We start from the raw sequence: 23,589 nt of genomic DNA, 5'->3' as shown, positions 1-23,589 counted from the left end.
TAGGATCGATGTCCGATCATCATAGCGCCTCCGAGGTCGTCATCGTCGGCGGCGGCATCTACGGGACGAGCCTGGCCTACCAGCTCGCGAAATCCGGCCGCAGCGTCACCCTGCTCGAGGCTGGCGAGATCGCCGGTGGCGCCTCGGGCGGCCCTGGCGAGCGCGGCGTGCGCGCCAATGGTCGCGATCTGCGCGAGTTGCCGGTCTGCGCCATCGCCCAGCAGCTCTGGGCGGATTATCAGGCGAAGTTCGAGGGCGGAGTCGGCTATCGGCGCGTCGGCGGTCTCAAGATCTATGACGTGTCCTACGGCCATCGCGAGCACGAGGTGCGCGGGCGCATGGAGGCGACGGCGGCTGCCCAGTCGAGCCTGGGCTCGCCATCCGAAGTTCTTTCGCGCGATGAGACGCTGGCGCGCGAGCCAGAGCTCGCGCCCGGCATCCTGGGCGCGATCTGGTGCCCCCATGACGGCGTCGGCGACCACACCGTTGCCACGCGCCAGTTCGCCAAGGAGGCCGCCAAGGCTGGTGCCGTCATCCGCACGGGCGCCAAGGTCGCCGAGATCGTGCAGACGCGCGGCATCGCAACGGCCGTGAAGCTCGCGAGTGGGGAGACGATTCCCGTCGGCTCGCGGCTGGTCGTGGTCGCCAATGCCGGTGCCGAGGCCCTGCTGAAGCCGGTTCTGAAGCCGCATGAACTCGGCCCGGTCTGGAACCTCATGCCGCAGATGCATTTCGTTTCGAACCCGCTGAACAAGACGGTCAACCATCTGCTCTCCCACGCGCATCGCCGGCTCGCCGTGAAGCAGCTTCCCGACGGCGTGATCATGCTCTCGGGCGGAGCGCATGTCGGCTACACGCCGGAAGGGCTGTGGAAGGGCTCGCTGAGCTCGATGACGCAGAACGTCACCGACGCGCTTCACACGCTGCCCTTCATCGACAATTCCAGTTTCCTGAGTGTCGATGCATCGCGGGTGGAGACCGTCGCCGTCGATCAGATTCCGCTGATCGGGCAGGCGGAGGCGGTGTCGAATCTGATCTATGGCTATGGCTGGTCGGGCCATGGTTTCGCGATCTCGCTCGGCTTCACCAAGCTGTTCGCCGATTGGATCAAGACGGGCGAGAAGCCGGAAGCGCTTGAGCCGTTCTCGCCGTTGCGCTTCCACAAGCCGGCCGAACTGCTCAAGGCCGCCGCACTCGGCCGCGCCGCGGCCTGAACTTTCCCACATCGTCAACGTCAGACCGGGAGATGCGGCGCTGTCCGCATCTCCCGCAGGACAGGAATTGGACTTCATGCTCACCGACTTCGACGCCGCCCGCCCCGGCAAATCCGTTTACGATCTCGGCCCGGTCGCGGGTTCGTTGGATGGGATCGAGGGTGAAATCCTCTGCTGCATCAACAATGGCGAAGGGCCTTCGGTCCTGCTTCTCGGCGGCATCCATGGCGATGAATACGAGGCCCAGATCGTGCTGCGCCGGCTGGCCGAGCGTCTGGAGCCGGCCGACGTCACCGGACGCGTCATCATCATTCCCTCGCTCAACTTCCCGGCGGCGCAGAAGGGCAAGCGCCTCTCTCCCTTCGACGGCCAGAACATGAACCGCTACTTCCCCGGCAAGGAGGACGGCACGCCGACGGAACGGCTCTGCGCGTTCGTGACGAAGCGCCTCTTTCCGGCCGTCGACCTGCTGATCGATGTCCATGCCGGAGGTGGCGACGTCTCGGTTGTGCCGATGGTGTTCGGGTTCGCGACGGATAAAAGCGTGGTCGACGATGCCCGGCTCAATCGGCTGATGGAGGCCTGGGGCTATCGTTTCGTCCAGCATGTCGACGGCATCGACGAGACGGCTTGCGGCGCTGCCAAGCTCGCCGGCCTCGCCTCGATCGAGGTCGAGGGTGGCGGCGGGCGGATGAAGTCCGCGGAATTGGCGATCATGGAGGAAGGGCTCTTGCGCGCTCTGGCCGATTTCGGCGCGATCAAGCCGCAGCTGGAGCCGACCGCGTTTACCGGGGTGCATTTCACTGCGGGCGCCGAAGGGCAGTATCTGGCGCCGTTTGCCGCCCTTGTGGAGCATTGCGTGGCGCTCGGGGACCGGGTCGAGAAGGGCCAATGCGTCGCTCGATTGCACCGGACCGCGGGGCAATCGGCAGTTGCAGTGGAGATCGCAGCTCCGGCGTCAGGTTATATTTTGCGTCAGACCGAACACGCATTCGCTGCCAAGGGCCAGCTGGTAGGGAATATCGGAAGTCTCCTACAGGGCTGAGCCACTATCCTTCACGATGACTGCGACGCACTATTGGGTCGTCCGGCGTCCTGCCTAAGGACAGGTGGCCGGGCGCATTTCATCGCGCAACCGATCCTCGAACGCAGCGCAACCGGCGGTGCGTTCGATGGACGGGCGACGCATCGGCCTCCAACATCAGCATCTTGTTTCCGAATATCCGATCTTCCGGATGCGAGCGGCTTTTGAAAGCCGAAGCGGGTTTCGCACGCCAGACCAGTGTTGCACCCGCCATGGTCGTTCGATTGCCAAGGGCCCGCCAACGACATAAGGCAGTCGGGGTTTCCCCCGTCGGCTAAGATCCCTGGTCTCGTTTCCATGACACGCGACATCGCAGCGCGACGGCATCGCGCCATCCTCGACAATCTCGACAGGCTGGAATCCGTCACCGTCGAGGAGCTGGCCCGGGCCCTCGACGTCTCGCGAGAGACCATCCGGCGCGACCTCAAGGTCTTGTCGGCGGACGGTCTGCTGTCGGTCGTCCATGGCGGGGCCATTCGAAACGAGCGTTCGGAAGCATCCTTCGCCAGCCGCCGGTCGGTGAACCGCGAGGGCAAGGAGCGGATCGCCAGTGTGGCGGTCTCGATGCTGGGCGACGGCATGACGATCCTGCTCGATTCCGGCACCACGACCGAAGCGGTGGCGCGCGCGCTGGCGCGCTCGGACCACAAGCGGCTGATCGTCCACACGACGTCGCTCGAGAATGCGCGCCTTATCAGCCGCTTGCCGGACGCCCGGGTCTTCCTGATCGGCGGCGAGTTCGACCGCAACGAGGATGCAACCTCGGGCGCCGAGGCCCTGCGCGCGATCGCCCGCCTCTCGGCCGATCTCTCTTTCGTCAGCGTCGGCGGCGTCGATGCGGAAGGGCGGCTCACCGACTACACCCGCGCCGGAGCCGCTACCCGAAGCGCCCTGCTGAACGCCGCCGAACAGGGCTTCCTGATGGCCGACAGCAGCAAGTTCGGGCTTGTCCTGCCCAGCCGGATCGCCGGCGAGGAGGCTTGCGCGGGGTTGCTGGTCGACCGGCTTCCGCCCGATTCCATCGCCGCGAAGCTCGCCGAAAACGGGGTCCGCGTGCTCGCTGGATAATTTGCCCGTTTTTGTGGTTTTTGTTGTTTTATGTGACTCGATGCATTAGCGTGCCTCTATCGTGGAGGCCCTCATGTCCATTCCCACCCAATCTCGCGTCGTCATCATCGGCGGCGGCATCATCGGCTGTTCGGTCGCCTATCACCTGACCAAGCTCGGCTGGCGCGACGTGCTGCTGCTCGAGCAGGGGCGCCTGTCCTCGGGCACCACCTGGCATGCGGCCGGTCTTGTCGGGCAGTTGCGCAGCCAGTCGAGCATGACGCGGCTGATCCGCTACTCGACCGAGCTCTACGCCTCGCTGGAGCAGGAGACCGAACTCGCCACCGGCTGGAAGCGCTGCGGCTCGGTCTCCGTCGCCCGCACGCCCGAGCGCATGACGCAATTGCGCCGGACGATCTCGGCGGCGCGCGCGCAGGGTGTCGACATCGAGGAGCTCAGCCCGAAGGAGGCCGGCGACAAATGGCCTGTGATGCGCACCGACGATCTCGTCGGCGGCGTCTGGCTCCCCGGCGACGGCAAGGCGAACCCGGCCGACATCACCCAGGCGCTGGCGCGCGGCGCGCGCAAAGGCGGCGCGATCGTGCGGGAGGGCGTGCGCGTCCTTGGCGTCGAGACCGAGAAGGGGCGGGTCAAGGCGGTTCTCACCGACCAGGGCCGGGTCGAATGCGAGGTCCTCGCCATCTGCGCCGGGCAATGGTCGCGTGCGGTCGGGCAGATGTGCGGCGTGTCGGTGCCGCTGCACTCGGCCGAGCACATGTACATCGTCACCGGCAAGATCGAGGGCGTGACGCCGGACCTGCCGGTGATGCGCGATCCCGACGGCTACACCTACTACAAGGAGGAGGTCGGCGGCCTCGTCATGGGCGGCTTCGAGCCGGATGCGAAGCCCTGGGGCATGGACGGCATTCCCTATCCGTTCGAATTCCAGCTCCTGCCGGATGACTGGGACCAGTTCTCGATCCTGATGGAGAACGCGCTGCAGCGGGTGCCGGCGCTGGAGACGGCGGAGATCAAGACGTTCCTCAACGGCCCCGAGAGCTTCACGCCCGACAACAACTTCCTTCTTGGCGAGGCCCCTGAGGTCGCCGGCATCTATGTCGGCGCCGGCTTCAACTCGATGGGCATCGCCTCGGCCGGCGGTGCCGGGAAGGCGCTCGCCGAATGGATCGTCGAGGGCGAAGCGACAAGCGATCTCTGGCCCGTCGACATCCGCCGCTTCGCCGATTTCAACAACAACCCGGCCTGGCTGAAGGACCGGATCAAGGAGACGCTCGGCCTCCACTACGCCATGCCCTGGCCGAACCGCGAGCTCGATACCGCCCGGCCCTTCCGGCGCTCGCCGCTCTATGAGCGCCTCGCGGCCAAGCGGGCCGTCTTCGGATCCAAGATGGGCTGGGAACGCGCGAACTATTTTGCCCGCGACGAGGACGAGCGCACGATCCGCTATTCCTTCGGGCAGCAGAACTGGTTTGATACGGTCGCGGCCGAGCATCGCGCCTGCCGCGAGGCGGCCGGGCTCGTCGACATGAGCAGCTTCGCCAAGTTCCTGCTGCAGGGGCCGCAGGCCGAAGCTGCGCTGCAGCGGCTGGCGGCCAACGATGTCGCCGTGCCGGTGGGCACCTCGGTCTACACCGCCCTGCTCAACGCGCGCGGCACCTTCGAGAGCGATCTCACCGCCGCCCGCATCGGGCCCGACACCTATCTCCTTCTGACCGGCACGGCCCAGGCGACCCGCGACGCGCACTGGATCAGGCGCCAGCTCCCGGAGGGCGTGACGCTGACGGATGTGACCTCGGCCTATGCCGTGCTGTCGCTCGCCGGCCCCAAGGTCGGGGAGATACTCCGCCGCGTCTCGCCGGCCTCCTTCGACCTCGCCGATTTCCCGGCCAACGCGATCCGGCAGATCACGATCGGCTATGCCACAAGCTGGGCCTGCCGCCGCTCCTATCTGGGGGATGGCTTCGAACTTTATGTTCCCATCGAATTCGCGCCCGCCATCTACGATGCGCTGCACGAGGCCGGCGCCGATCTCGGCCTGGTCGATGTCGGATACTATGCCGTCGACTCGCTGCGCATCGAGAAGGGCTTCCGTGCCTGGGGCCGCGAGCTGACGCCGGACGTCAATCCCTACGAGGCCGGTCTCGGCTTCGCCGTGAAGCTGGACAAGGGCGATTTCCTTGGCCGCGATGCTCTCGTCGCCGCCCGCGCCGCGCCGCGTACCAAGCGGCTGATTGCACTCGTCGGCCCTCGTCCGGACGGCCAGATGGCCTGGGGCGGCGAGGCGATCCTGGCCGATGGCAAGCCGGTCGGCGAGATCACCTCGGCGGCGTTCGGCGCGACCCTCGACGGTATCGTTGCGCTCGGCTGGGCCGAGAGCGATGGGCCGATCGACCAGGCCTGGCTCAACGCGCGCAAATGGGCGATCGACCTCGCGGGCACGGCAATACCCGTCACCGCCAGTCTTGCGGCGCCGCTCGATCGCAAGCCGGCACGCGGAGCGCGGGCATGACCGATCTCACGCCGCTCTCGCCCGCCATGCCCCGGGACATCGTCGTGCAGAAGCCAGCCCGTATCCTAACCCTGTCCTGCGAGGACCGGCCCGGCATCGTGCACGCCGTCAGCGGGGTGCTCTACCGGCACGGCTGCAACATCCTGGAGAGCGCGCAGTTCAGCGATCCGCGCGACGGCCGCTTCTTCATGCGCGTCGCCTTTGCTGCGGGCGAGCGCTTCGACGAGGCCGCCTTCCGGCGCGAATTCGACGGCGTCGCCGGCACCTTCCGCATGAATTGGGACGCCATCGACGCAACGCGCCCGCAGCGGGTCGTCCTGATGGTCTCGCGCTTCGGCCATTGCCTGAACGACCTGCTCTTCCGCCAGGCGACGGGGAACCTCAACATCACGATTCCGGCGATCGTCTCGAACCACCGCGATTTCGAGCCATTGGCGAAGAACTACGGCATCCCGTTCCACCACCTGCCCGTCACGGCGGCGACCAAGGCGGAGCAGGAGGCAAAGCTGCTGCAGATCGTCGCGCAGACCGAGGCGTCGCTGGTCGTGCTCGCCCGCTACATGCAGGTGCTGTCCAACGACCTCTGCCGCGCGCTCGACGGGCGGGCGATCAACATCCACCATTCGTTCCTGCCGAGCTTTAAGGGCGCCAAGCCCTACCATCAGGCTTATGAGCGCGGCGTGAAGCTGATCGGGGCGACGGCGCATTACGTGACGCCCGATCTCGACGAAGGCCCGATCATCGACCAGGACGTCGCCCGCGCCGATCATTCGCTCGCGCCTGACGATCTCGTCAGCGTCGGGCGTGACATCGAGGCAGTGGTCCTAGCGCGTGCGCTACGCCTGCACATCGAACGGCGGGTGATGCTGGCCGGCCGACGCACGGTCATCTTCCGCTAGGAGCCGCGCGTGCCGGTGAAATTCGCCGCCGACCGCAGCGCAGTGCCATCCACCATCGGAGGTTCACTTGAGCGCCAGGATCCTCGACGGCCGCGAGATCGCGCGCGACATCCGTGCCGAAACCGCCGCGCGGGTCTCCGCGCTCGCCGCCAGAGCCGGCGTCGTCCCGCATCTGGTGGTGATCCTCGTCGGCGACAATGCCGCCTCGCGCGTCTATGTGGCGAACAAGATCCGCGCCTGCGCCGAAATCGGCATCCAATCCACGCTCGTCGCATTCGATGCGGGAATTTCGGCCGACGAGCTCATTGCCGAGATCGAGCGCCTGAACGCTGCCGCCGATGTTCACGGCATCCTCGTCCAGCTCCCTCTGCCACCCCATCACGATATCCACGCCGTGCTGCGGGCGATCTCGGTCGACAAGGATGTGGACGGCTTCCATCTCTACAATGTCGGCGGCCTCGTCGTCGGCAGGACGGTCTTCTCGCCCTGCACGCCCTATGGCGTGATGCGCATGCTCGATCACGCTGCGATTCCGGTCGAGGGCCGCAACGTCACGATCGTCGGAGCCAGCAACATCGTCGGCAAGCCGATGGCGCTGATGATGATGGCGCGCGACGCTACCGTCTCGGTGTGCCACGCCAAGACGCGCGATCTCGCTCAGTACACTATCCTGGCAGACATATTGGTCGTGGCGGCCGGCGTCGCCGGGCTGATCGGAGCGCAGATGGTCCGCACCGGAGCCGTCGTGATCGATGTCGGCATCAACCGCGACCCGCAGGGCAAGCTGCAGGGCGATGTCGACTTCGACGCCGTCAGAGCCAAGGCGTCCTACATCACGCCCGTTCCCGGCGGCGTCGGCCCGATGACGGTGACCATGCTGCTGGTCAACACGGTCTCGGCGGCAGAGCGGATCGCAGCAAGCGCGGCTGCGCGCCCGATGCCCGGACGGCCAGCCGACGGTTCAGGCAAAGACAATATTGCCCGCCTGAGCCAGCAGGCGCGGATCGCGTGAGCGGACCCGCACCGTGCGCCCATCGAGAATCTCGAAGCAGCGCGCGAGCGTATCTTCCGTCAATCGCTGCATTGCCTCGGCGGTGAAGAAGGTCAGGTGCGGGAACAGGATCACGTCGTCGCGCCCGAACAGCGGGCTGAGCGGATGCCCCTCCCGGGCGAGCGGCTCCTGGCCGTAGACGTCGAGCCCGACCCCGCCGAGACGGCCGGCGAGGACGGTTTCGACCAGAGCGGCTTCGTCGATCAGCCCGCCGCGCGAGACATTGACGAGAATAGCTCCGGGCCTGAGGCAGGCGAGTTCTTCGCGGCCGAGAAGATGGCGCGTCGCGTCGTTGAGGACGCAATGCAGCGAAACGACATCGCATTGCCTCAGCATCGTGTGGAGATCGTCGACCTTCGCCATGCCCCGCATGGCCATGGCCGCCGCATCGACGTGCGGGTCGTAGCCGAGTACCCGGGCGCGGAAGCCCAGCCCCGCCATGCGGGCCATGCTGCTGCCGATCTTGCCTGCGCCTACGATGCCAAGCGTCTTGCCGCTGAGATCGCAGCCGAGCCAACGCCCGGACGGCCAGACCCAGCCATCCTCCTGCACGGCGCGGCTGATCGCCGGCATCCGCTTCGCCAGCGCGATCATCAGGGCGAAAGCGCCCTCGGCCACCGTCTCCTCGGCATATTCGGGTACGTTGACGACGGGGATGCCCCGCGCGATCGCGGCGGGGATATCGATCGCGTCGATGCCGACGCCGTATTTGACGATTCCCTTCAGCCGCTTCGCCGCGGCGATCACCCTGGCCGTGACCGGCGTGTAGCACATCAGCAGCAGGTCGGCGTCGGCAACCGCCGCGATCAACGCCTCCTCGGATATGCCGTCGGGCAGCGTCACGAGCTCGACGCCGCGGGCGCGCAGGCCCTCGTCGATCTCAGGGCATTCGAGTTCCCGGTCGGTGCGGACCGCCTTCATCGCCATGCTCCTCAGCCCGCCAGGATAGCCTGCTCGACGATGCCGAGCGCCCAGTCGAGCTCGGCGCGGGTAATCACCATCGGCGGGGACAGGGTCAGCACGTTGCCCTGGCTGATCTTGAAGCTCAGGCCGGCTTCGAGGCAGCGATAATAGGCGCGCTCGGCCAGGCCATTGTCCGGCGTGAAGTCGTTACGGTCGGAGACGAGTTCCACGCCGAACAGCAGCCCGCGCCCGCGAACGTCGCCGACGGCCGGGCAGCCTTCACCGAAAGCCCGCAGCCGCGCCATTGCATATGCGCCGAGTTCCGCGGCCCGCTCCGTCAGCCCCTCCTCACGGATGATGTTGATCGTCGTCAGGGCCGCGCGGGTGGTGACCGGGTTCTTCTCATGGGTGTAGTGGCCGATGGCGTAGCCTCCGGCGACATCGAGCTCGCGCCGGGCGATGACGGCGGCAATCGGCAGGATGCCGCCGCCCAGCGCCTTGCCGAGGACGACCATGTCGGGCTCGGCCTCGTCATGTTCATGGGCGAAGAAGCGCCCGGTCTTGCCGAGCCCGGTGGGGATTTCGTCGAAGATCAGCAGCGTGCCGTGCCGGTCGCAGGCCTCGCGCACGCTTTTCCAGAAGCCGGGTGCCGGCGGCGACGGCGTGGCGCGCATCGGCTCGGCGACGACCGCGGCAATATCGCCCTCCTTTGCCAGCACATAGGAGATCATCCGGGCGCAGGCGCGGGCCGATTCCTCCAGGCTGTCATGACCATAGGCGCAGTTGCGGCTGCCCCAGGGCGCGACATGCTCGGCGCCCGGCAGGAGGGGGCCGGCGATGCCGGAGCGGAAGGTCGCCTCGCCACCGACGCTGGAAGCTCCGAAGCCGGCGCCGTGGAACGCATCCCAGAAGGACAGCGTCTTGAACCGGCCGGTCGCGGCGCGGGCGAGCCGCAGCGCCACCTCGATCGCGTCCGAGCCGCCGGTGGTGAAGAGCACCTTGCCGAGACTGCCCGGCGCCAGCCGCCCGAGCGTCTCGGCGAGCTCGACTGCCGGCTCGCAGGTGAAGCGCCGCGGCGCGAAGCTCAGCGCATCGAGCTGCGCCTTGATCGCCTCTTTCAGGCGCGGATGCCCGTAGCCGATATGGTGGACGCTGTTGCCGTGAAAATCCATGTAGCGGCGGCCATTGGTATCCTCGATCCAGATGCCCTCCGCCTTCGCGATGGCGGTCAGGCAGGGGCTCGACAGGCTCTGATGCAGGAAGGCGTTCGCGTCCCGCGCCAGCAGGTCCCGCGTTCCGGTATCGGTGATGGCCGCCGTCCAGCCGCTGCGCGCAACAGAGGTATTCGACTCGCCTTCGGTATGGATGATCGTGGCGGTTCCGGCCTGCATGACGTGTCCCTTGTCGCGGCTCTCGCGGCCGGTCGAGGGTGAAGATGGCCGATTTCCCTTCGATCTGAAAAATCGTTAATTCAGATGCTATTATAAATTTTGACGATACATCGCTTCCGGACATTTTCCATGCGCTACGTCCAGCTCCGCGCCTTCCATCATGTCGCGATGGCCGGCGGCTTCTCGAAGGCGGCGCAAGCCCTGCACCTCACGCAGCCGGCAATCTCCGACCAGGTCAGGCGGCTGGAGGAGGAGTACGACGTCGCCTTGTTCAGCAGGAGTCACCGGCAGGTCGTGCTCACGGCGGCCGGCCGGCGATTGCTGGCCCTGACGCACCGGCTGTTCGGAGCGGAAGCCGAGGCGCTCGACATGTTGCAGGAAGAGCGCTCGCTGCGGTCCGGCGCGCTGCGCATCGTCGCCGACTCCGTCCATCACGTGCTCGACGTGCTGACGGCGTTCCGCGAGCGCCATCCGGGCATCCAGATCAGCATCTCGCGCGGCAATACCGGCAGCGTCGTCGATACGCTGATCGGCTACGATGCCGAGGTCGGCGTCCTCGGAGAGCTGGCCGATGACAGGCCGTTCGAGGTGCTGCCGCTCAACGTCTCGCCGATCATCGCCTTCGCCGCCCGCAGCCATCCGGCCGCCGGCCGGAAAAGCCTTTCGCTCGAAGAGCTCGAAGCCTGGCCGCTGGTGCTGCGCGAGCCGGGCTCGCGCACACGCCAACTGCTTGAGCAGCGCGCGGCGGAGCGCGGAGTCGCATTGCACTGCGCCGTCGAAGCGGAAGGGCGGGAGGCCGTGCGGGCGATCGTCGCGGCGGGTGGAGGCATAGGCTTCGTGTCGGCTGCCGAGTTCGGCGACGACGATCCTGCGCTGGTCCGGCTCCCGCTCGACGGCCCTCCGCTCGCGATGCAGGAGAAGTTGATCTGCCTGCACGAGCGCCGCAACAGCAAGACCATCAAGGCGTTCTTCGACATGGCGCGTGCGACGCGGACCTGACGGCGCCGCGCCGGTTTCAGCCCCCAGGCAGCGCCTGGCCCGTCCGCAGGGCGTAGGCCCAGTCCCGGCGGCCGTTCGCCTCCGCTTCGCGCGCCGCCCTCTCCCAATCATAGTCGACGAGATACAGTTCCGCCGCGATGCCGGCTCCGGTCGTGACCACGGCGCAGCGGGCGTGGGGCAAGCCGCTCTCGGCGACATGGGCCGGCCCCAGCGAGTGGTAGGCCGGGTTTCCGACGCTGCCGGGGTTGAGGACGATGGTTCCCGAGCCCAGCCGCGCGGCGCGGGCGAGATGGCTGTGGGCGCAGAGCATCAGGGGCGCCGCCTGCCCTGCCAGCCGTTCCTCAATGGTGGCGATCGGGGCCGGCAGGAGGCGGCCGTCCCGGACCTCCTCCATCAGATAGGTGTCGTCGCAGCCCGGGCTGGCATGGAAGCAGAATGCCTCTCCGAGCCTGAGCTCGACCGGCAGCCCAGCAAGCCAGCTGCGCGCATCGGCGTCGAGCGCGCGCCATGCGAAACCGTCGGACGCTCCGAGCCCCTCCGGCGATGGAGCACCGAGGGCACGATCATGATTGCCGCGGACATGGCTCATCCCGCGCGACCGGAGCAGCGCCACGGTCTCGGCAGGCCAGAGCGGGCCGGAGGCGCAGTCGCCGAGATTGACGATCCGGTCGACGCCGAGATCATCCAGCTTCGCAAGGACGGCCTCAAGCGCCAGCAGGTTTCCGTGAATGTCGGCGATGACGCCAAGGCGCATGTCTGGATCCTCAGCTGGACAGTCGAGACAACGAAGGATCTATCTCGCCGTCCGCCCTGTCACGCCGGCACCGCTAGCGGTCGCGCCAGCGCTGCAGGCGGCCGAAGACAAGCCGGTCGAGGCCGGCATGGGCGAGCTTGACGGCGATGGCGGTGAGCATGATGACGCTCGCCATGCCAGCGGCGGAGGCCATCGCCCCGGCTTCGTCCATATGCACGATCGCTATCGAGGCGAGCTTGGTATCCGCGCCATAGAGGAAGATCACGGCGGAGACCGTGGTCAGGGCGTTGACGAAGACATAGACCGCGATGTCGAGGATCGCCGGCAGGCAAATCGGCGCGGTCACCCGCCGAAAGGTCGACCAGAACGGCACCTTCAGCGAGGCGGAGACCGACTCGAACTCGCCGTCGAGCTGCTTCAGGCTCGTCAGCGCCGTGATGTGCCCGACCGTGTAGAAATGCGCGACGGTGTTGATCACGAGGATCGTCAGCGTCCCATAGAGGAAGCCGAGCGGGTTCCAGTTCGCGTTGAAGAAGAAGACATAGCCCAGGCCGAGCACGAGGCCGGGCACCGCCATCGGCAGCATCGCCAGGAACTGGGCGAAGGCGCGCAATTGCGGAAACAGCTTCACCTTCTCGATCAGATAGGCGCCGGTGAAGATCAGCGCCGTGCCGATCACCGCCGTCAGCGAGGCGAGCAGCAGCGAGTTGCCATAGGTGGCCCAGCCGTCGGGCTCCACCGCCGCGAAGTCGTAATTGCCCAGCGTCAGCGAGAGGTTGTAGGGCCAGTATTTGACGAAGGAGCCCCAGAACGCGATCGCATAGGGCCCGACGATGGCGAGCGCCATCACCGCGACGAAACCGAGCAAGGTGAGGTCCCGGCGCCGGTCCGGGCGCGGCGCATAGGGCACGGCCCGGGCCGAGAGCATTGCGCTCTGCCGCCGCTGGACCACGCGGTCTGCGAAGAAGGCGAGCACGGCCGGGACCAGCAGGATGATGCCGACAACGGCGCCCATCGGGAAGTTCTGCTGGCCGACGACCTGCCGATAGGCGTCCGTCGCGAGCACGCCGAACTGCCCGCCGATCACCTTGGGAATGCCGAAATCGGTGATGACGAGGGTGAACACCACGAACGCGGCGCTGATCACGCCGTAGCGCGCACCCGGCAGGGTGATCGTGCGGAAGATCCGCCAGCGCGTGGTGCCCATCGCCTCGGCCGCCTCGCGCAAACGCCCGTCGGACAGTGCGAGCGCCGTGACCAGGATCAGCATGGCGTGGGGAAAGCTGTAGAGCGCTTCCGCGGCGATGATGCCGACGGGTCCGTAGAGCGAGGCGCCCATCATCCAGGATTTGAGGATGCCCTGGTTGCCGAAGATGTAGATCAGCGCCAGGCCCGACAGCAGCGAGGGCGCGAAGACCGGGATCATCGCCGCGGCATAGAACAGGCCCTTGCCCGGGATGCAGCTCCGGCGCAGGGCATAGGCATAGAGGAAGGCGACGGGGACCACGATCGCCGTGGTTATGCTAGCAACGAACAGGCTGTTGGTGAGCGAGGAGAGCAGCGTCGGCGTCGTCGCATAGCTGACGAAGTTCGCCAGCCCGACGAAGCGGCCGTCGACATCCTCGAGGCTCTTGGAGAGCAGCGCCCAGAGCGGCAGGGCGATGATGAGGACGAGCACGGCACAGAGCGCCAGGATCAGCGCCCCGGCGACCTGACGCTCGCTGATGCGAGGCGGCGACACCTTCACGGCCGGCGCGGTCATGGCGAGCGGACGAGCGGCGTCGCTCATCGTCCGCTCCCCGCAAAGACGTGCAGGGCTTCCGGCGGGAAGGCGACCGCGCGCACCTGTCCGGGCGAGATGCCGAGATCGCGCATCGCATTGGTCGAGAAATCGGCCGCGATGCGGGTCGTGCGGGAGCCGGTCGGTTCCAGATGCGCCCGGCAATAGGAACCGAGGAAGGCGAGATCGCCAATGCGCGCCTCGAAGCTGTTGGGCGTGTCGGCGGTGATGCTGCGGGTGCGGACCTCCTCGGGGCGCATGGCGAGCCGCACCGGCGTGCCCACCGCGAAGGGCGCGGCATTGGCGACGAGAAGATCGAGCTCATCGACACGCACACGGCCCGGGCCGGTAACGATCGCATCGAGGAAGGTCATGTGGCCGACGAAGTCCGCGACGAAGGGCGTCGCCGGACGGCGGTAGATTTCCTCCGGGGTGCCCACCTGCTCGACGGCGCCGTTGCTCATCACGACAATGCGGTCGGCCATAGCGAGCGCTTCCTCCTGGTCGTGCGTGACCATGATCGTGGTCACGCCGAGACGCTGCTGCAGCGAACGCATCTCGTCGCGGAGCCTCACCCTGACCTTGGCGTCGAGCGCCGAGAGCGGCTCGTCGAGCAGGAGAATCTCCGGCGAGGTCGCGAGCGCGCGGGCGAGGGCCACGCGCTGCTGCTGCCCGCCCGAAAGCTGGATGGGATATTTCTTCCCCTGATCCGTGAGGCCGACCAGTTCCAGAAGCTCGTCGACGCGGCGGGCGATATCACGCGCAGGACGGCGGCGGTTGACGAGGCCGTAGCCGACATTGTCCGTGACCGTCAGATTGGGAAACAGCGCGTAGGACTGGAAGACGATCCCGAAATCGCGTTCCGCCGGGCTCGCGCGGGACACATCGCGCCCGCCCATATGGATGCTGCCGCTGTCCTGAAGATCGAGGCCGGCAATCGCCCGCAACAGGGTCGTCTTGCCGCAGCCGGAAGGGCCGAGGAAGCAGACGAATTCGCCACGACGAATGTCGAGATCGATGCTGCGCAGGGCCTGGAAGGCGCCGAAGCTCTTCGCGACCTTGCGGATCGAGAGAAAAGGGTTCGTGTTCGTGGTCATCGTAAAGACCTTCCTCTGAACGCCCGGCACTATGCCTGGAGGGCCAGCAAGGGCTTGAGTCCGTCACCCCCGCGCTTGCATAAGCCGTACCGCCCCGCCCGCTTCAGCGGGTCGGGGCGGTTTGGCAGCCTTCAGTTCTTTGGCGCGGCCTTGGATTCGTAGCGCTTGGACCATTCGGCGAGCACACGCTCACGATTATCCGCCATCCAGGACAGGTCGTTCTTGATCATCCCGGCTTCGGCGTTGGCGGGGTAGTTCGTCGGCTTGTTCTCGACGCCCGGCGCAGCCACGATGGCATAGGTCTTCGAGTAGAGCTCGTTCGCTTGCTTGGTCGTCGACCAGTCGGCGATCTTCTTCGCGACGGCGAGGTTCTTCGAGCCCTTGACGATGGCGCTCGCTTCCATCTCCCAGCCTACGCCCTCTTTCGGGATCACGACCTCGATCGGCGCGCCCTTGGTCTTCTCGGCGGCGCCGCGCATGTCGAGAGCCAGGCCGATGGTGCGCTCGCCGCGCGCCGCCTGGACGCAGGGCGCCGAACCCGAATGCAGATAGGCCGCGATGTTCTCGTGCAGCCCGTCCATGAACTTCCAGCCCTCGGCCTCGCCCATGCTCTGCAGCCAGCCCGCGACCATCAGATAGCCGGTGCCGGAGGACGCCGGATGGGGCATCACGATCTTGCCCTTGAATGCCGGGTTGAGCAGGTCCTTCCACGAGCTCGGTACCGCGACGCCCTTGGCTTCGGCGGTGTTGTAGCAGACGACGCCGAGATAGGCGTCCATGCCGGTCCACGTGTAGGGAGCGTTGCCGTCCCGGAAGACCGGCTTCAGCGCATCGGCGCCGGCAGGCTTGTAGGTTTCGAGCAGGCCGGCCTTCTCGAACATCAGCAGGCTCGACGCGGCGAGGCCCATCACCATGTCGGAACGCGGATTGTCCTTCTCGGCCAGGAAACGGGCCGTGATCACGCCGGTGGAATCGCGGACCCAGACCACTTCCGCGTCGGGCACGGCCTTCTCGATGGAAGCCTTGAACGGCCCGAGCTGGTCGTTCTCCAGCGCGGTGTAGATCGTCACCTTCGTCTTTTGTGCCTGCGCAGCGCCCGGAAGTGCGAGTGCGAAAGCGCCGATAACACAGGAAGCAAGCCAGCTCTTCATTGTTCTCATCCCCTCGTTACGTTCAGTTTGGGCACTCTTCCGGCGCTTCATTCCCCTGGATTTGGAAAAGCCGGCGGGTCGAGCCGCCGGCTTCGGTCGTTCTTCGCCTTCAGGCGGTCCAGGGCTGGGACCAGGTCTTGACGTTGGTGAAGCTCTTCATGGCTTCGACGACGCCTTCCTTGTAGCCGAGGCCGGAATCCTTGATGCCGCCGAAGGGGGACATCTCGATCCGGTAGCCCGGCACCTCCCAGATATTGACCGTGCCGACCTCGAGCTCGGCGATGAAGCGCTGGATGTAGTCGAAGCGGTTGGTGCAGACGCCGGAGGACAGGCCGTAGGCGGTCGAGTTCGAGATCCGGATGACTTCAGCGATGTCGTCGGGCACCCGGACGATCGGGATCACCGGGCCGAAGGTCTCCTCGTGCACAAGCTCGCAGTCATAAGGGATGTGGTCGACCACCGTCGGATGGAACAGCGCACCCTGGGCCCGCTCGCCGTGGAGCACCTCGGCACCCTTGCTCACCGCATCGTCGACGCGAGCCTGGAAAAGCGTGGCCGAGCGGGCGTTGATGACGCAGCCGACATCGGTCTCCGGGTCCATCGGGTCGCCGCATTTCAGCTTCCTGGCCTTCTCGACCACCAGCTTGGAGAAGGCGTCGGCGACGCTCTCGACGACGAGGATGCGCTTCACCGCGGTGCAGCGCTGGCCCGAGTTCTTGGTCGCGCCGGTGACGGCGAGCTCCGCCGCCTTGTCGAGGTCGGCATCCTCCATGACGATCAGCGGATCGTTGCCGCCAAGTTCCAGCACGATGCGCTTGTAGCCGGCATGGGCGGCGATGTGCTTGCCGACCCTGACCGAGCCGGTGAAGGTCACCAGATCAGCGTCGGGATCGGTGATCATGGCATCGCCCATGGTCGAGGGATTGCCGGTGACGACCGAGAGCATCTCCGGCGGCAGCCCGGCCTCGTAGAGCACGTCGGCCAGCGCCAGTGCGGTCAGCGGCGTCAGCTCCGTCGGCTTCAGGACGAGCCGGTTATTGGTCGCGATCGCCGGGGCCAGCTTGTGGCTGACCATGTTGAGCGGATGGTTGAACGGGGTGATCGCCGAGATCACGCCGAGCAGCGGCTGGCGCGTGGTGAAGATCTTGCGCGCCTTGCCGTTCGGCGAGATGTCGCAGGAGAACATCTCGCCATCGTCCTTGATGGTGAGCTGTGCCGCGAAGGACCAGACGTCATAGGCGCGGCTCGCTTCATAGAGCGAATCCTTCCAGCACAGGCCGGCTTCCGCCGTGATCAGCTTCGCGAACAGCTCCTTGCGGTCGCGCAGCAGTTCGGCCGTCTTCTGCAGGATCTGCTGGCGCTCGTAGCGGGTCAGCTTCGGCTTGAACGCCTTCGCCTGGGCGAAGGCCTCGCGCACATGCTCGGGACGGGCGGCCGGGATCAGCCCGACCACGCTGTCGTCATAGGGGTTCTTGACCTCGAGCATGTCGTCGGTCGTGACCAGCTTGCCGGCGATGCGCATCGCCTCGCGCCGCACCGGCGGCCTCACCGTCGCGTTCATCTCAGTTCACCAGGTTCAGGGCGACGTCGAAGACGTCGAAATTGCGCAGGACCCGTCCTTCGGGGACGGTGATCGGCCGGTTGGCGATCATCGGCACGCGCTGCTCGGTGATGCCGCCATGCGAGCGCAGCGGCTCGGTCAGGCCGGAGAGATCGTGCCGGTCGGGCGAGGTGCCGATGACCTTCTGTCGCGTCGAGACGACCACGACATCGCCGATCCGGTCGGCCGGCAGTTCGAAGCGCTCGCAAGCCTCGGCGGCAGTGACCGCCAGCGCGATGCCGTCGAGGCCGGAGATGCGGGCTGCGACCTCCACCTGGTCGGCGCCATCAGGCAGATAGACCGTGGCGAAGGAGCCGAGCGCGCCGTGATGGACCACGTAAGGATCGGTGATCGGCAGGATCACGCGCATCGTGCCCTTGCCGTACCATTCATCCATCAGGCTCTGGAGATAGACGACATCTGGCTCGCCATTGGCGAGGTGCTTGTCGTTCATGCCGTGGTCGGCGGTGATGACCAGAGTGCAGCCGAGCGCGTCGAGCCTGCCGACATAACCGTCGAACATGGCGTAGAAGCTGTCGGCCATCTCCGAACCGGGCGCCGCCTTGTGCTGCACATAGTCGGTGGTCGAGAGGTACATCAGGTCCGGCTTGAAGCTCTCCAGCAGCTTGACGCCGGCGGCGAAGACGAACTCGGAAAGATCGGCCGAATAGACCGACGGCACGGGCATGCCGACGAAGTCGAGCACGCTCTCGATGCCGTTCTCGGCCTTGTTGGCCTTGTCGGCCTTCTCCGAGGAGAAGGCGATGGCGGTGCCGGTCGTGAAGTCGAGGCCCTTGCCGAGCAAGGTGCGCAACTTGTCCTTGGCGGTGACCATCGCGACCTTGAGGCCAGACTTCTGGAACTCGGCGAGGATGGTCGGCGCGCGCAGGAAGCGGGCATCGTTCATCATCACCTCTTCCTTCGCCTCGCGGTCGTAGAAGAAGTTGCCGGCGATGCCGTGGACCGCCGGCGGACGGCCGGTGATGATCGAGAGGTTGTTCGGGTTGGTGAAGCTCGGGATCACCGAATAGGCATGCGTGCTCGCGCCCGTCCGCATGATCCGGTCGAGGTTGGGCGTCAGCCCCTTCGCGCTGGCAGCCTCTATATAGGCCGGCTCCGAGCCGTCCATGCAGATCACCACTGTCGGACGCTGCGGGCGGGCATAGCCCCGGCCGTTCGCGACGACATCCGATCCGACCTTCGAATGCATGTTCATCATCACCTCCCTCAAGCGGCCGACTTCAGGCCGACGCCCATCTCGGCGAGCACATCCGACACGGTGGCGACGAAGGCCCGCATGTCCTGAGCGCCGAGCGCCCCGATGCAGCCGATACGGAAGCTGTCGGCCACAGTGAGCTTGCCGGGATAGATCACGTAGCCGGCGTCCTTCAGCGCGTCGTAGAAGCGCTGGAAGACGAAGCGCTTGTCCTCCGGCATGTGGAAGGTGACGATGATCGGCGCCTGCCGCGCGGCCGGCAGCAGCGTGCGGAAACCGAGCCCCTCCATGCCTTCGATCAGGATGCGGGCGTTCTCGGCATAGCGCTCGCCGCGCCCGGCAACGCCGCCCTCGGCCCAGAACTCCTGCAGCGCCGCGTGGAAGGCGACGATGACGTGGATCGGCGGGGTGAAGCGGTACTGGCCGGTGCGCTCGAAACCGGCATGCTGGTCGTGAAGATCGAGCACGAGCGTGGTGGCGTTGCCCTGGGTCTCGGCGAGGGCGTTCTTGCGGGCGATGACGAAGCCGAGCCCGGGCACGCCCTGAATGCACTTGTTCGACGACGCCGCGACCGCGTCGAAATATATCTCGCGGCTGTCGAGCGGCAGGGCTCCGAAGGCGCTCATCGAGTCGACCAGCAGCCGGCGGCCATGGCGCTTGGCCAGCGCCGCGATGGCCTCGATCGGGTTTCGGATGCCGCTCGTCGTCTCGCAGTGAACCGCGAAGAGATGGGTGATGCCGGTATCGGTGACCAGCATGCGGTCGATCTCCGCCAGATCCGGCGGCGTGTCCTCGGCCGTCTCATGAGCGACCACCGAGCGACCCGCGATCTCCAGGATGCGCTTGGCGCGCTGGCCATAGGCGCCGTTGATCAGGACCAGGATCTTGCCGTCACGGGGCACGAAAGTGGTCAGCATCGCCTCGACGGCGAAGGTGCCCGAACCCTGCATCGGCACGGTGACGAAATCCGCTTCGCCGTGGATGACCTTGGGCAGCTCGTCCATGACCGCCTTGTTGATTCCGACGAATGTGGCGTCGCGGGAGCCCCAGTCATGAACCATCGTCTCCTTGATGGCCTTGCTGGTCGTCAGCGGCCCCGGCGTCAGGAGCAGCGGATCGCCGGTCTCGGAGGTTGCGGGGCGTCGGACTTGGGCCATGGCGCGGTCTCGCTCTTGTTTCTTCAGCGGATGGCCCACGCTAGAACGCCGCCTTGACATAGGTCCAATACATCGTTTGCATGTCATCTATAGACAGGATCTATAGCAATGATCGTCAGTTATTCCGGCCTTGCCGCGTTCCATGCCGTGGCCGAAGCCGAGAGCTTCACCGGCGCGGCAAAGGCCCGCAATCTCAGCCAGCCGACGCTGTCGGCGCAGGTGAAGGCGCTCGAGGATGCGTATGGCGTGCGCCTTTTCGACCGGATGGGGCGGCACGTCAGGCTGACGCCGCTCGGCCAAAGCCTCTTCGTGATTACCGCACGGCTGTTCACCGCGCAGGACGAGGCGCAGGCGCTCCTGGCGGGCACGCGAACCCTGCAGCGCGGTCACCTGCGCATCGCGGCCGATAGCGCGACGCATGTCATGCCGGCCCTGGCCAGGATGCGCGCGAATTACCCCGGCCTGACCTTTTCCCTCACCATCGGCAACTCGTCCGAAGTGGTCGACCAGATCATGGATTTCGCGGCCGATGTCGCCATAACGGCCCGCCCGAACTCCGACCCGCGCATCTACAGCATCAAGCTGCGATCGGATCATCTGGTCGCGTTCATCGCGGCGGATAACGAGCTGGCGCGGCACGACAGCATCCCGATCGAGGCCTTTGCCGGCCAGGATATCGTCCTGCGCGAGCGGGGATCCATCACCCGGGAGGTTTTCGAGAACCGGCTTTCGATGGCCGGGGTCAAGCCGATGAACCTGCTCGAAGTGCAGTCCCGCGAAGCCGTCCGGGAGGCCGTCGCCGCCGGCTTCGGCATCGGCGTCGTCTTCGAAGCCGAGTTCAGGCCCGAGCCGAATCTGAAGCGGCTGATCCTGACGGGCGCCGATTTCAGCGTCGGGGAGTATGTCGCCTGCCGGGCGGAGCGGCGGCGGCTCCCGCTGGTCCGGAGCTTCTTCGAGACGGTCCCGCAAATCATCGATGGGGTCTAGGCGACGTTCAAACCCGCTGCGGCGGCAGCGGGTTTGCGCCATGATCGGCAAGCTGCCGCTCATTCCGATCACGAGGCCCGAGCAGCGGCTGGCCGTCGCACTGCGGACGGGCATAAGTCCGCCCGCTTGCGCCCAACCCTCGGATGCAGGCTCAGATCGAAATCCCTGCCGCGCCGGTCAGCGGATCAGCGCCCGGACGCGAGACGAGACCAGGTCGGCCACCAGCACCATCGCGAGGATGACGAGGATGCAGGTGGCGGTGTCCTGGTACTTGAAGAGCTTCATCGAGGATACCAGCTCGAAGCCGATGCCGCCGGCGCCGACCATGCCGAGCACCGTCGACTGCCGGACATTGGTCTCCAGCCGGTAGAAGATGGTGCCGAGCCAGGTCGGCAGGACCTGCGGCAACACGCCGAAGAAGAAGGTCTGGAACGGGCCGACTCCGGCCGAGCGGAAGGCCTCCAGCGGCCCTTCGTCGATATCCTCCATCGCCTCGGCGAAGAACTTGCCGAGCATGCCGGCACCGTGGATGGCGAGCGCGAGCACGCCGGCGAAGGGGCCCAATCCGATAGCCGCCACGAAGATCAGCGCCAGGATGATCTCGTTGATGCCGCGCATGCAGTTGAGCAATTGCCGCGTCGCATGGAAGACGGCCGGGCTCGGGGTCAGGTTGCGCGCTGCGAAGAAGCAGATCGGCAGCGCCAGGACGACCCCGAGCAGGGTGCCCCAGACGGCGACCTGCAGGCTTTCGAGGGCCGGTTTCCAGAGCCGTTCGAGGAACTCGGGATTGGGCGGCGTCATCCGGACCAGGAAGTCCCACATATAGGGGATTCCGTTCCAGAGATTGGTCGCGTTGATCTGCGAACCGATCGCCGCCCACCAGAGGAAGGCGACGATCGCGAGGGATGCGAGCGCGACGCCCCACCAGCCGAAACGGCCTTGGGGCGGACGCATGACGAGTTGCAAGCTACCGAATGACATGGCCGGATCCTGTCTCGTTCAAGCCGTCGCGACGGCGACCATGGGGGTGATGACGGCGGGCTGCGGTGCGGGCCGCGGCTTCAGCACGCGGCTGATGCCGGGATCCTCCAGCCCGGGGTAGATCTTGTGCACGATCTCCGTCGTCAGCTGGTCCGGCGTGTCGTCGAAGATCACCTTGCCGCCGCTCAGGCCGACGATGCGTTCGCCGAATTCGACGGCGTAATCGACCTGATGGAGGTTGCAGATCACCGCGATGCCCTCCTCCTTGCAGATCGCCTTGAGGTAACCGAGGACGACGCGGGAGGTCTTCGGATCGAGGCTGGCGACGGGCTCGTCGCAGAGGATCACCGCCGGCTGCTGCGCCAGCGCGCGGGCGATGCCGACGCGCTGTTGCTCGCCGCCCGAGAGCTGGTCGCCGCGCGAATTCGCCTTATGCGGCAGCTCGACGCGCGCCAGCGCCTCCATCGCGATCTCGACGTCCCGTTTGGGGAAGAGCTGCAGCATGGTGAGGATGGACGACAGGCCGGCCATGCGGCCGACCAGCACGTTCTTCAGCACGGACAGGCGCTTCACCAGATTATGGTGCTGAAAGATCATCGCGACGGGGCGCGAGCCCCGTGCGCGGCGCTTCGCATCGAACACCATGCCGTCGATCACGGTTCGCCCCGCATCGGGCTGCGCGAGGCCGTTGATACAGCGCAGCAGCGTCGATTTGCCGGCGCCGCTCGGGCCGAGAACGACGAGGAATTCCCCGGCCTTCACGGTGAGGTCGATACCCTGCAGAACGGGGCGCCCGGCATACGACTTCTTCAGGCCTTCGATCTTGATCATCCGAGATCCTCCGCCGGTCGCGCTGGGCGACTACTTCATCTTGACCAGGTCGAGCTTCAGCACCTTGGCCGTGTCTCGAATGATGTCGTAGGCTTGGTCGTTGGTCTCGACGAAGCGGTTGAGCTTGCCCTGATCGGCCCAGGTGATGTCCCGGATGTTCAGGAAGGCGCCCTTGATCTGCTGCTTCAGATCATCGGGCAGGTTCTTGCGCCAGCAGGTCGGCGACTCCGGAATCGGATCGGAACGCCAGACGACGTGGATGTCGGCAGGATCGACCAGCTTCTTCTGTACGGCCGCATCGAAGATGCGGTCCGCGATCGTCGCGGCGTCGACCCGCTTGTTCGCGACGGCGAGCGCATTCGCATCATGCGAACCGGTGAAGAGCACGCGCCCGAAATCCTTCTCGGGATCGAAGCCGATCTTCATCAGCCCGGCCTTGGGGAAGAGGTGCCCCGAGGTCGAGGACGGATCGACGAAGGCGAAGGTGCGGCCCTTCAGGTCCTTGACCTCTTTGATGCCGCTGTCTTTCCGGGTGATGATCTGGCTGTGGTAGAAGGTCCGCCCGGATTTCGCCGTTTCCGCCGTGGCGAAAGCCTCGATCGGCGCCACCGTCGTGCCGAGCACATAGGAGAACGGTCCGAGATAGGCGACGTCGACATGGCTCGAGCGCATCGCCTCGATGACGCCGTTATAGTCCGAGGCGACGAAGCCCTGGACCTTGATGCCGAGATTCTTCTCCAGCGCGTCCAGAAGCTGCTGGCTGGATTCGAGCATGGCGCGCGAATCCTCGGAGGGAATCAGGCCGACCTTGATCAGTTTCGTCTGGGCACGGCCGATGTTCGGCATGGCCAGCGCAGCGCCTGCTCCGGCGAGAGCGCTCGTGATGATCTTCCGACGCGATATGTTCATGTCATCCT

At 66.4% G+C, this 23,589-nt stretch carries 20 protein-coding genes; 8 read left to right on the top strand and 12 right to left on the bottom strand.

Features of this window, described 5'->3' with window-relative positions; translation table 11 throughout:
* Nucleotides 1–8 precede the first annotated feature (8 nt).
* The 6 genes from AC1DVA_RS14600 (at nucleotide 9) to AC1DVA_RS14575 (ending at nucleotide 7,786) form a co-directional block, all read left to right on the top strand.
* On the top strand, nucleotides 9–1,214 hold the full coding sequence (locus AC1DVA_RS14600; RefSeq protein ID WP_265051740.1) for an NAD(P)/FAD-dependent oxidoreductase: 1,206 nt from the start codon (nucleotides 9–11) through the stop codon (nucleotides 1,212–1,214).
* Nucleotides 1,215–1,290: 76 nt separating this feature from the next.
* On the top strand, nucleotides 1,291–2,259 hold the full coding sequence (locus AC1DVA_RS14595) for a M14 family metallopeptidase (protein ID WP_265051739.1): 969 nt from the start codon (nucleotides 1,291–1,293) through the stop codon (nucleotides 2,257–2,259).
* A gap of 336 nt (nucleotides 2,260–2,595) precedes the next feature.
* On the top strand, nucleotides 2,596–3,366 hold the full coding sequence (locus AC1DVA_RS14590; protein WP_265051738.1) for a DeoR/GlpR family DNA-binding transcription regulator: 771 nt from the start codon (nucleotides 2,596–2,598) through the stop codon (nucleotides 3,364–3,366).
* A gap of 73 nt (nucleotides 3,367–3,439) precedes the next feature.
* Nucleotides 3,440–5,875, top strand: a complete 2,436-nt coding sequence (locus AC1DVA_RS14585) for a GcvT family protein (RefSeq protein WP_476806302.1) — start codon at nucleotides 3,440–3,442, stop codon at nucleotides 5,873–5,875.
* A gap of 26 nt (nucleotides 5,876–5,901) precedes the next feature.
* A complete protein-coding gene (purU, locus tag AC1DVA_RS14580; protein WP_476806330.1) occupies nucleotides 5,902–6,774 on the top strand; it encodes a formyltetrahydrofolate deformylase in 873 nt (290 codons plus the stop codon).
* Between the two features lie 67 nt (nucleotides 6,775–6,841).
* Nucleotides 6,842–7,786 carry a bifunctional 5,10-methylenetetrahydrofolate dehydrogenase/5,10-methenyltetrahydrofolate cyclohydrolase gene (locus tag AC1DVA_RS14575; protein ID WP_476806301.1) on the top strand — a complete coding sequence of 315 codons (945 nt, stop codon included), beginning with the start codon at nucleotides 6,842–6,844 and terminating at the stop codon, nucleotides 7,784–7,786.
* Here the strand turns inward: AC1DVA_RS14575 and AC1DVA_RS14570 are convergent.
* Both AC1DVA_RS14570 and pbfA read right to left on the bottom strand, forming a co-directional pair.
* Nucleotides 7,736–8,746 (bottom strand): 2-hydroxyacid dehydrogenase, encoded by a 1,011-nt coding sequence (locus AC1DVA_RS14570; protein ID WP_476806300.1) that lies wholly within the window; start codon nucleotides 8,744–8,746, stop codon nucleotides 7,736–7,738. The two genes, AC1DVA_RS14575 and AC1DVA_RS14570, sit on opposite strands and share 51 nt — an antisense overlap.
* A gap of 11 nt (nucleotides 8,747–8,757) precedes the next feature.
* On the bottom strand, nucleotides 8,758–10,119 hold the full coding sequence (gene pbfA / locus AC1DVA_RS14565) for a (R)-1-hydroxy-2-aminoethylphosphonate ammonia-lyase (RefSeq protein WP_265051734.1): 1,362 nt from the start codon (nucleotides 10,117–10,119) through the stop codon (nucleotides 8,758–8,760).
* A gap of 129 nt (nucleotides 10,120–10,248) precedes the next feature.
* Here pbfA and AC1DVA_RS14560 point away from each other — a divergent pair, with 129 nt between their 5' ends.
* Complete coding sequence (locus tag AC1DVA_RS14560) at nucleotides 10,249–11,118, top strand: LysR substrate-binding domain-containing protein (RefSeq protein WP_265051733.1); 870 nt, start codon at nucleotides 10,249–10,251, stop codon at nucleotides 11,116–11,118.
* A 16-nt stretch (nucleotides 11,119–11,134) separates the two neighbouring features.
* On the opposite strand, the gene AC1DVA_RS14555 is transcribed toward AC1DVA_RS14560, so the two are convergent.
* The 7 genes from AC1DVA_RS14555 to AC1DVA_RS14525 all read right to left on the bottom strand — a co-directional run bounded on the left by AC1DVA_RS14555 (nucleotide 11,135) and on the right by AC1DVA_RS14525 (nucleotide 19,873).
* Nucleotides 11,135–11,872, bottom strand: coding sequence for a metallophosphoesterase family protein (locus AC1DVA_RS14555; RefSeq protein WP_476806299.1), 738 nt, complete (start codon nucleotides 11,870–11,872; stop codon nucleotides 11,135–11,137).
* 73 nt (nucleotides 11,873–11,945) lie between these two features.
* Nucleotides 11,946–13,661: a putative 2-aminoethylphosphonate ABC transporter permease subunit gene (locus AC1DVA_RS14550; RefSeq protein WP_476806298.1), complete on the bottom strand. Its 1,716-nt coding sequence runs from the start codon at nucleotides 13,659–13,661 to the stop codon at nucleotides 11,946–11,948.
* A complete protein-coding gene (locus tag AC1DVA_RS14545; protein ID WP_476806297.1) occupies nucleotides 13,658–14,749 on the bottom strand; it encodes a putative 2-aminoethylphosphonate ABC transporter ATP-binding protein in 1,092 nt (363 codons plus the stop codon). The genes AC1DVA_RS14550 and AC1DVA_RS14545 overlap by 4 nt, the downstream gene beginning before the upstream one ends.
* A 131-nt stretch (nucleotides 14,750–14,880) precedes the next feature.
* Nucleotides 14,881–15,900 carry a putative 2-aminoethylphosphonate ABC transporter substrate-binding protein gene (locus AC1DVA_RS14540; RefSeq protein ID WP_265051729.1) on the bottom strand — a complete coding sequence of 340 codons (1,020 nt, stop codon included), beginning with the start codon at nucleotides 15,898–15,900 and terminating at the stop codon, nucleotides 14,881–14,883.
* Nucleotides 15,901–16,009: 109 nt separating this feature from the next.
* Nucleotides 16,010–17,461, bottom strand: coding sequence for a phosphonoacetaldehyde dehydrogenase (phnY, locus tag AC1DVA_RS14535; protein WP_476806296.1), 1,452 nt, complete (start codon nucleotides 17,459–17,461; stop codon nucleotides 16,010–16,012).
* A 1-nt stretch (nucleotide 17,462) separates the two neighbouring features.
* Nucleotides 17,463–18,716, bottom strand: a complete 1,254-nt coding sequence (gene phnA, locus AC1DVA_RS14530) for a phosphonoacetate hydrolase (protein ID WP_476806295.1) — start codon at nucleotides 18,714–18,716, stop codon at nucleotides 17,463–17,465.
* A gap of 11 nt (nucleotides 18,717–18,727) precedes the next feature.
* Nucleotides 18,728–19,873, bottom strand: a complete 1,146-nt coding sequence (locus AC1DVA_RS14525) for a 2-aminoethylphosphonate--pyruvate transaminase (RefSeq protein ID WP_476806294.1) — start codon at nucleotides 19,871–19,873, stop codon at nucleotides 18,728–18,730.
* A gap of 108 nt (nucleotides 19,874–19,981) precedes the next feature.
* Between AC1DVA_RS14525 and AC1DVA_RS14520 the strand changes: the two genes are divergently transcribed.
* Nucleotides 19,982–20,860: a LysR substrate-binding domain-containing protein gene (locus AC1DVA_RS14520; protein WP_476806293.1), complete on the top strand. Its 879-nt coding sequence runs from the start codon at nucleotides 19,982–19,984 to the stop codon at nucleotides 20,858–20,860.
* A gap of 177 nt (nucleotides 20,861–21,037) precedes the next feature.
* On the opposite strand, the gene phnE is transcribed toward AC1DVA_RS14520, so the two are convergent.
* Genes phnE through phnD form a run of 3 tightly spaced genes read right to left on the bottom strand, consistent with a single transcriptional unit; the run spans nucleotide 21,038 to nucleotide 23,581 of the window.
* Nucleotides 21,038–21,841, bottom strand: coding sequence for a phosphonate ABC transporter, permease protein PhnE (gene phnE, locus AC1DVA_RS14515; RefSeq protein WP_265051724.1), 804 nt, complete (start codon nucleotides 21,839–21,841; stop codon nucleotides 21,038–21,040).
* Between the two features lie 18 nt (nucleotides 21,842–21,859).
* Nucleotides 21,860–22,672 (bottom strand): phosphonate ABC transporter ATP-binding protein, encoded by an 813-nt coding sequence (gene phnC, locus AC1DVA_RS14510; protein ID WP_265051723.1) that lies wholly within the window; start codon nucleotides 22,670–22,672, stop codon nucleotides 21,860–21,862.
* Between the two features lie 30 nt (nucleotides 22,673–22,702).
* On the bottom strand, nucleotides 22,703–23,581 hold the full coding sequence (phnD, locus tag AC1DVA_RS14505; RefSeq protein WP_265051722.1) for a phosphonate ABC transporter substrate-binding protein: 879 nt from the start codon (nucleotides 23,579–23,581) through the stop codon (nucleotides 22,703–22,705).
* Between the last annotated feature and the right edge of the window lie 8 nt (nucleotides 23,582–23,589).

It is taken from the genome of Allobosea sp. P4_C6 (genome assembly GCF_056402015.1).
Note: the sequence above shows the minus strand (reverse complement) of the source record. Positions and strands in the feature narration are given on the sequence as shown.